The sequence below is a fragment of the Streptomyces sp. NH27 genome (assembly GCF_056859195.1).
The window spans coordinates 1-6,171 of the sequence record NZ_JACEGK010000481.1 but is presented as its reverse complement, the minus strand read 5'-3'; the positions used below and the strand labels follow the sequence as shown (position 1 = coordinate 6,171).

5 protein-coding genes are annotated in these 6,171 nt (G+C 70.6%); 2 read left to right on the top strand and 3 right to left on the bottom strand.

Going from position 1 to position 6,171, the window contains the following annotated elements; translation table 11 throughout:
* The first annotated feature begins 102 nt into the window (after window positions 1-102).
* Complete coding sequence (locus tag AC13HU_RS29830) at window positions 103-957, top strand: helix-turn-helix domain-containing protein (protein WP_483045087.1); 855 nt, start codon at window positions 103-105, stop codon at window positions 955-957.
* Between the two features lie 198 nt (window positions 958-1,155).
* Window positions 1,156-1,365, top strand: coding sequence for a DUF397 domain-containing protein (locus AC13HU_RS29825; RefSeq protein ID WP_483045086.1), 210 nt, complete (start codon window positions 1,156-1,158; stop codon window positions 1,363-1,365).
* 193 nt (window positions 1,366-1,558) lie between these two features.
* On the opposite strand, the gene AC13HU_RS29820 is transcribed toward AC13HU_RS29825, so the two are convergent.
* The 3 genes from AC13HU_RS29820 to AC13HU_RS29810 all read right to left on the bottom strand — a co-directional run bounded on the left by AC13HU_RS29820 (window position 1,559) and on the right by AC13HU_RS29810 (window position 6,005).
* On the bottom strand, window positions 1,559-3,166 hold the full coding sequence (locus AC13HU_RS29820; RefSeq protein WP_483045085.1) for a sodium:solute symporter family protein: 1,608 nt from the start codon (window positions 3,164-3,166) through the stop codon (window positions 1,559-1,561).
* A gap of 400 nt (window positions 3,167-3,566) precedes the next feature.
* Window positions 3,567-4,763: an aminotransferase-like domain-containing protein gene (locus tag AC13HU_RS29815; protein WP_483045084.1), complete on the bottom strand. Its 1,197-nt coding sequence runs from the start codon at window positions 4,761-4,763 to the stop codon at window positions 3,567-3,569.
* A gap of 138 nt (window positions 4,764-4,901) precedes the next feature.
* Window positions 4,902-6,005 carry an ADP-ribosylglycohydrolase family protein gene (locus tag AC13HU_RS29810; RefSeq protein WP_483045083.1) on the bottom strand — a complete coding sequence of 368 codons (1,104 nt, stop codon included), beginning with the start codon at window positions 6,003-6,005 and terminating at the stop codon, window positions 4,902-4,904.
* Between the last annotated feature and the right edge of the window lie 166 nt (window positions 6,006-6,171).

Sequence of the window (6,171 nt, the reverse complement as noted above, 5' to 3'; positions counted from 1 at the left end):
AACTCCCGTTGCAAGGTTGTCCGTCCATTCGCCAGCGCGGTGATGACCGGTGGTGGCAGGCTGCTGACCATCAGTACGGTTCAGCGTGGAGGTGCAGTCCCTGTGGTCGCGAACGTGAACCCCACCGTCAGGCGCCGCCGGTTGGGGTCGGAGCTGCGCAAGCTCCGCGAGCAGAAGGGGATGACGGCCGAGGAGGTCGCGGCCCGGCTGCTGGTCTCCCAGTCGAAGATCAGCCGCCTGGAGAACGGGCGGCGCAGCATCAGCCAGCGCGACGTACGCGATCTGTGCGGGGTCTACGGCGTCGAGGACGTGCGGATCGTCGAGTCGCTGATGCAGATGGCCAAGGAGTCCCGCCAGCAGGGCTGGTGGCACGCCTTCGGCGACATCCCGTACAGCGTCTACATCGGGCTGGAGACCGAGGCGGCGAGCCTGCGGGTCTTCGAACCCCAGGTGGTGCCGGGCCTGTTGCAGACGCCGGCGTACGCCGCCGCGATGATCGCGGGGAACCTGCCGGAGGCCACCACCGAGCAGGTCGACAAGCGGGTGAGCGTGCGAATGCGCCGCCAGGAGCGGATCATCGACCCGGACTCGCCGCTGCGGATGTGGGCGGTGGTCGACGAGGCCGCGCTGTGCCGCCGGGTCGGCGACAACCAGGTCATGCATGAACAACTCGTCAGGCTGGTGGAGATGAGCCACCTGCCGCACGTCACCGTGCAGGTGCTGCCGTTCGACGTGGGCGCGCACCCGGGCCTGAGCGGGCAGTTCGCGGTACTGGAGTTCACCGACACCACGGACGCGACCGTGGTGTACCTGGAGGGCGTCAACAGCGACCTGTACCTGGAGAAGGACACCGATGTGCAGGCGTACAGCGTGATGTACGAGCATCTGCGCGCGCAGGCACTGAGCGCCGAGCGGACCCGGGCGTTCATCACCGACGCGGCCGCGCGCTACGCGTAGCGGGGCTCTGGCAGGCCCACTTGGCGGGTGAAAGCGGGCAGGATACGCCTTTTCCAGCTCAACGCGGAAGACTTGATGGGAATATGCCATCCGGTTGGGTGAACGAGCTCTCCATGGCCTGATGTTGGCCGGTAGCGTCGAACGCGTCAGTCAATGGCGTATACCGCGCCGTCCTCACCAGCACAGACCGGAGCAGAGATGGCTATCAAGCTGGGCAGCACCCCCGCCTGGATCAAGTCCTCGCGTTCGACCGGCAACGGCGCATGCGTCGAGGTCAAGTCGCCCGCCGTGGAGGCCGTGGTGGTCCGCGACTCGAAGGACCCGAAGGGTCCGGTACTCACCTTTTCCCCCGAGGCATGGGCGTCCTTCGTCACCGACGTGGACGGCGGAGCATTCGAACTGCGCTGACACCGATCGCGCGAGCGTCACTCACACCGCAGAGGAGCCCTCTCGACTGGCCGCCGTCCTGGCCGAGAGGGCTCGCTCCATGTCCGGACGGTCCGCGAGGGACCGTGTAGGGCGATCCGGGCGGCCCGGACGGTCCGCGAGGGACCGCGAGGGACCGCCCCTCCCGTCCATCCGCCGTGCGGCTGCTACCGCGTCAGTCCGTGGCGGGCTTCGGGTGCCGCAGCGGATCGGCGGCCCCGTCCGTGCCCTCCGTGCCCCCTGTGCCCTCCGCACCGGGCTCCACGGCCGCCCCGGCCGCCCCCGCCGGGCCCTCGGCGTCCACCTTCGCGATGAGCGCGTCCCGTTCGGGGGTGTCCTCCGGCTTGATCCAGCCGATCACGATGAACAGCAGCAGCGAGACCGCGACCGGCCCCGCGATCTGGTACTGCAGCTTCACCCCGCCCGACACCGCGTCGTTTATCGGGTAGTTGAGCAGGTAGAAGGCGAGCAGGCCGAGCGCCCAGCTGGTCAGCGCCGCGGTCGGGCCCGACTTGCGGAAGCGCTTCATCAGCCCGAGCATGAACGGGATGGCGATCGGTCCGACCAGTCCGGCCACCCACTTGATCACCACCGTGATGATGTCCTTGAACGTGGGCGAGTTGACCTGCGTCGCCACCGCCATGGACAGCCCGAGGAAGACCAGCGTGGTGGTACGCGCCGCGATCAGGCCGATCCGGGTGGTCCAGCCGCGCGCGCCCCTGGAGACCGCGGGCGCGATGTCGCGGGTGATCACGGCGGAGATCGCGTTGGCGTCCGAGGAGCACATCGCCATGGTGTGCGAGAAGAAGCCGACCACCACCAGGCCCAACAGCCCGTGCGGCAGAAGCCGTTCGGTCAGCAGCGCGTAGGAGTCGGAGGCGTCGGGCTTGTTCGCGTGCACCAGCAGCGGCGCGACCCACATCGGGAAGAAGAGCACCAGCGGCCAGACGAACCACAGCGCCGAGGACAGTGCCGCCGAGCGCGACGCCGCACGGGCCGAGGTCGTCGCCATGTAGCGCTGCGCCTGGTTCCACATCCCGCCGTTGTACTCGAAGGTCTTGATGAACAGGTACGCCAGCAGGAAGACCGTCGTGTACGGGCCGGCGACGGGGTGGCCGTGGTGGCGCAGCGCGGGCTCGTCCCAGACGTTCCAGATCCCGCTGATCCCGCCGATGTGGCGCAGCGTGGCCACCAGCATGGCGATACCGGCGATCAACTGGATGACGAACTGGCCGAGTTCGGTGAGCGCGTCCGCCCACAGGCCGCCGACCGTGCAGTAGATCGCGGTGATCGCGCCGGTGATCACGATGCCCTGGGTGATGGTGATGCCGGTGAAGACCGACAGCAAGGTGGCGATCGCGGCCCACTTGGCGCCCACGTCCACGATCTTGAGCAGTACGCCGGACCAGGCCAGCGCCTGCTGGGTGGCGAGGTTGTAGCGGTCCTTGAGGTACTCCAGCGGTGAGGCGACGTGGAGTTGCGAGCGCATCCGGTTCAGCCGTGGCGCGAACAGTTTGGCGCCGATGCCGACCCCGATCGCGATCGGAAAGGCCCAGGTGGCGTAGGACGTGAAGCCGTACTGGTACGAGATGCCCGCGTAGCCGGTGAACATCACCGCGCTGTAGCCGGACATGTGGTGCGAGATGCCGGACAGCCACCAGGGCATCCGTCCACCGGCCGTGAAGTAGTCCCCGACGTCGTCGACGCGTTTGTGGGACCACAGGCCGATCGCGACCATCACGCCGAAGTACGCGATGAGAACGGTCCAGTCGAGACTGTTCATGTCCCCTCCCGGGGGTCCGCCTTGTGAACGTGAGGGCGCTTCGCCGTGCCGCTCGCTCGGGCGGGGTCGCCCCCTTGCGGGAGTGGGGACTTCGGGGATTCAACCCTTGTTCCGGCGAACCGGTCAAGGGCTTCGTCGTTCACGAACCTGAACTCAAGTCAGAAAGCAGAACGATTTTACTCGTTCTTTGCTTAGCTTGGCATTGTGACGACCCGCCCGCCGAACCGACGATGAGCGGGCACTTCGCCGGACGTCCGCACCCCGCGCCCTGGCGCGCGGCATGACGGAACGGCCGCCCGGAACGCGGGAGTTCCGGGCGGCCGTACAGGACGGAGAGCACTGGCGCGGGCAGTTGCCGACGCGCCGACAGCCCGTTCGACTGCGGCCCGAACAGCGGAAGTCAGGGGCGGAACACCCTGGCGAGGCGCGTCAGCCCCTCGCTGATCTCCGCGGGGGTGTGCGTGGTGAACGACATCCGCAGTGCCGCCGGATCGGGGTCGGCGGCGAAGAACGGCGCGCCGGGCACGTAGGCGACGTCGTGGCCGACCGCGACGGGCAGCAGCGCGGTGGCGTCATGCCCGTCGGGCAGCCGCACCCACACGAACATGCCGCCCTCGGGCCGGTTCCAGGTGGAGCCGGCCGGCAGCGCGCCCGGCAGCCCGGCCAGCAGCGCGTCCCGCCGGGTGCGGTAGGCCGCCCGTACCCGATCGAGGTGCGCGTCCAGGTCGCGGTCGGCGAGGTAGCGGGCAGCGGCGGCCTGGTCGACGGTCGAGGTGTGCAGATCGGCGGACTGCTTGGCGATCACGCAGGCCCGGCGGAACCCGGCCGGGGCGCGCAGCCAGCCCAGCCGCAGCCCGGGCGCCATCACCTTGGAGAAGCTGCCGAGCAGGACGGTGCGGTCGGCCGCGGCGTCGTACGACGCGATCTGCGGCTGGTGCGCCCCCTCGAAGCGCAGTTCCCCGTACGGGTCGTCCTCGGCGATCCACAGCCCGTGCTGCCCGGCGACCTCGGCGACCGCGCGGCGGCGGTCGGCCGGGAGCGTACGACCGGTGGGGTTCTGGAAGTTGGGCACGAGGTAGAGCAACTTGGGCCGCTCGCGCCGGACCAGCTCCTCCAGCGCGTCGGGCAGCACCCCGTCGGCGTCGGTGGGCACCGGGACCACCCGGGCGCCGGCGAAGCCGAAACACTGGAGCGCGGCGAGGTAGGTCGGGTTCTCCACCAGCACGGTGTCGCCGGGCTCCAGCAGCGCGGTGGCGATCAGGCTCAGCCCCTGCTGCGAGCCGCCGGTCACCAGCACCTCGTCCGGGTCGGTCGGCAGGCCGCGTCCGGTCAGCCGGGCCGCGATCGCGCCGCGCAGCGCCGGGTCGCCCTCGGTGGTGGAGTACTGGAGCACCTGGCCGGGGCGCTCGGCGAGCACCCGGTCGTACGCCTGGCGCAGCCCCTCGGCGTCGAACAGCTCGGGCGCGGGCAGCCCGCCGGCGAAGGAGATCACCTCGGGCCGCGCGGTCAACGCGAGGATCTCGCGTACCGGTGAGGCACCCACCGAGCGGGCGCGGCCGGCGAGTTCGGGGAGGGCTCCACGGGTACTGGTCGTCATGGCGTGCAGCCTACGAAGAATCGTTGCCGTGTCCAGCTACTTTCCACGATCCGGGCATCCGTCCCGCGCGTGCCCGTGCCTGACGGCCTTGCCCGGCAGCGGTACCGACAGCGGTACCCGGTGGCCGTACCCCCGCGGTCACGCCGCCGGATAGCGCTCCAGCCACGCCGGGCTCGCGCCGGACGGGCCGTGCAGTGCCGGGGACTGGGTCATCTCCATCGCGAAGTCGTCAGCGAGCTGGAGGATGGTGGCCCGGCCCTCCAACTCCGCGATCCAGGCGGGCGGCAGCGCGGTCTCGCCGTGCTGGACGCCCAGCAGGTTGCCGCAGATCGACCCGGTGGAGTCGCTGTCGCCGGAGTGGTTGACCGCCAGCAGCAGCCCGTGCCGGACGTCCTCGGCGACCAGCGCGCAGTAGACGCCGATGGCCAGCGCCTCCTCGGCGGTCCAGCCCTCGCCCAGCGCCTCGACCCGCTGCGGGGACGGCATGCCCTGCCGTACCGCGCCCAGCGCGCTCTGGAGGGCGTCGGTGGTCTCCTGGTGGCCGGGGCGGGCGCCCAGCAGGGCGAGGGCGTGCTGCACGGAGCCGTCCAGCGCCTCGCCGCGGGCCAGGCCGTGCACGATCACCGCGAAGGCACCCGACGCGAGCTGCCCGGTGGGGTGGCCGTGGGTCTGCGCGGCACACTCCACCGCGAGTTGGAAGACGAGTTGCGGCTCCCAGCCGACCAGCAGGCCGAACGGCGCCGACCGCATCACGCCGCCGCATCCCTTCGAACCCGGGTTCTTCGGCTCCTCCAAGGTGCCCATCCGGTCGTCGGACAGGCCGCTGAGGCAGGCGCCACCGGGCGCGCGGCGCGCGTACAGCCACTCCTCGCGGGCCAGCCAGCCGGTGTCCTTGCGGCGCTCGTCGGGGCCCCACTCGTTCTGGGTGGCGGCCCACCGCAGGTAGGCGCGGTGGATGTCGGTGGGCGGGTGCCAGGCGCCGGTGTCGCGGCGGACCTGGGCGCGGATCAGGCCCTCGACCGTGAAGAGCGTCATCTGGGTGTCGTCGGTGATGGCGCCGCGTCTGCCGTACGCGGGCACGTAGTCGCTGACGCCGTCGGGGCCGTGGCTGTTGAGGATGGCCTCAAGCGACTCGAATTCCACGCCGGCGCCGAGTGCGTCGCCGATCGCACCGCCGAGCAGGCAGCCGCGCACCCGGCTGCGGAAGTCCTGCTGCTGCGCGCGTCCCCAGACAGCGGTCAATGCGCTCCCCTTCGAACATCACCCGATCCGATCCCGTGCTGCGCCGCACGATATCCGACGAAACCGAGAGCGGAAGGGGGGCTGAGGGTAGGTGCGGGGTTGTCCGCGAAGGGCCGTCTTTTCCGGCGTTTTCCGGGGTTTCTCCCGGTACGGTGTGGGGCTGGTG